At 71.2% G+C, this 1,735-nt stretch carries 3 protein-coding genes; 1 reads left to right on the top strand and 2 read right to left on the bottom strand.

All coding sequences use genetic code 11. The features are described 5' to 3' along the window. Positions 1–77: 77 nt before the first annotated feature. Both EHS43_RS43910 and EHS43_RS43905 read right to left on the bottom strand, forming a co-directional pair. Positions 78–470: a hypothetical protein gene (locus tag EHS43_RS43910; protein ID WP_125195981.1), complete on the bottom strand. Its 393-nt coding sequence runs from the start codon at positions 468–470 to the stop codon at positions 78–80. 14 nt (positions 471–484) lie between these two features. Further along, entirely contained in the window at positions 485–1,402 is a 918-nt protein-coding gene (locus EHS43_RS43905; RefSeq protein WP_185806668.1) for an FHA domain-containing protein, read from the bottom strand. A 133-nt stretch (positions 1,403–1,535) separates the two neighbouring features. Here EHS43_RS43905 and EHS43_RS43900 point away from each other — a divergent pair. After that, a partial coding sequence (locus tag EHS43_RS43900; RefSeq protein WP_260471001.1) for a HAMP domain-containing sensor histidine kinase occupies positions 1,536–1,735 on the top strand: 200 nt, incomplete at its 3' end.

Here is a 1,735-nt window from a genome sequence, read left to right as displayed (position 1 = left end):
GGGGGGTGGGCAGGCACGGCGCAGCCGCCCACTCGTCCGGCATCCGGGGCTGAGCCCCCTCCGTCAGTCCTCTCCCGTCAACCCGCGATCGCCCGCAGGATCGGCTGGCCGAGCGCGCCGAGCCAGCCCGCCAGCGCTCCGAGCGGCCCGATCAGCGCAGTGCCGGCCGTGGCCAGCGCACCCGCCGAGGACAGCAGCCGGGTGATCCGGCCGAGTCGGCCCGCCACTGCCTCCCGGTCCGGCTCCGGCCGGGCCACCTCATGGTCCAGCGAGTCCAGCTCGGCCCGAACCTCGGGCTCGATTGCCGGCGGCAACGGCGTTTGCTCGATCGACGCCCTCAGGTCCCGGACCAGGCCGCGCACCTCCTGACCGCCCGCCGTGAACTCGGCTGACTGGCCACCGTGAACGGTCTGGTTCCCGGCGACGTTGTTGACCACGCCGCCCTGCTGGTTGCCGATGTTGAAGGCCATGGCTCCCCATCTCCTCACCCCTGCCGCCAGGACGCCTCCCGCTCGGCAACCTCGAAGCGGCGGCGCCGGGACGTCGTCACGATGTGCAGAACGATCCCGATGACCATCAGAACCGACCCGATGGCCGCCATCGCGAACCCGATCGCCCCTACCGGCACCCCGGCCACCTTCGGTCCGAGCAGCTCCGGGGAGGAGTCGAAGTTTGAACTCCCCGACGAAATGCTGTCGTTGGTCCCGGCAATGAATCGAATGATCACCCAGCCGTAGATCCCCATCCCCACCAGAAAGACCAGGAAGCCGAGCATGATCAGGCGTCGTGCCCTGGTACGGGTCGCGGCGATCTCCTTGAAGAAGCTCTCGCGCTGCGCCTGCTGAACGTAGTTGTACTGATTGCCGGCGATGTTGCTCAGCCGGTCCGCCTGCTGTGCCCCGATGTCGAACCGCCGCTCGCCGCCCGGCGGTGTGGGGTTCGCCTCGCGCGGTGTCGAGTGGCCCGGCGGGTAGGAGGGGGGCGGGCCTGCGGCCGCAGCAGCGCCGTAGGGTTTGGGCCCGCGATCAGGGGCGGGACCCCAACCCGGCATGGTGTCCGAGGTGCCGCCCGGGGCACGACCGGCTCCGGGCTTCGGCGCCTGAACGGTCCGGTCGGCGGGGCGCGGCTCTTCGTAATGCACCTCCAAGGGCCCGAAATCCAGCACGTCGCCCGAGTGCAGCTCCTGCTGCCCGAGCACCGGGTGACCGTTCAGCATGGTGCCGTTGGTGGAGGCGAGATCCTCGACGGTGGTCCGCCCCGAGGCCCGCCACACCACCGCGTGCCGTCGGCTGACGCCCGGATCGCCCACCTGGATCTGGCAGTCGGAGTCCCGTCCGACCAGCATCGGCTGGTCGTCGAGGACGAAGACCCGGCCGCGCAGCCGACCTGGGCGGTCGACCACGAGGTGCGGCAGGTCGCGCTCTCGCAGAGGCGGGTCCATGGCACGACCTCCTGCCTTGGCGAAGCGCTTCGGTCACCTGTCCCGGTGATCCTCACTTTCCAGTAAAAGCCGATCGGCCCCGCCCTGCCACAGCATCCGCGGCCCGCCGGTTCCGAAACCCCACGTCGTCGACCAGGGCCCCGGCATGAGCGACGCCGACCGCGGGCGCGCCTTCGACCGGTTCTGGCGCTCCTCCGACTCCCACCACGACGGCACCGGCCTCGGCCTGCCCATCGTCCGGCACCTCGTGGACGCCTCCGGCGGCACGATCACCCTCCACCCGGCCCCCGGAAC

Origin of the sequence: Streptomyces sp. RP5T, assembly GCF_003933965.1 — a bacterium.
Classification (GTDB): Bacteria; Actinomycetota; Actinomycetes; order Streptomycetales; family Streptomycetaceae; genus Streptomyces.
The sequence above is the reverse complement of the archived record's forward strand: the minus strand, read 5'-3'. Positions and strand labels throughout refer to the sequence as shown.

Coding starts and splice junctions, on each gene's coding strand:
- EHS43_RS43910 (WP_125195981.1), bottom strand. CDS start 470: ATGGCCTTCAACATCGGCAACCAGCAGGGCGGCGTGGTCAACAACGTC.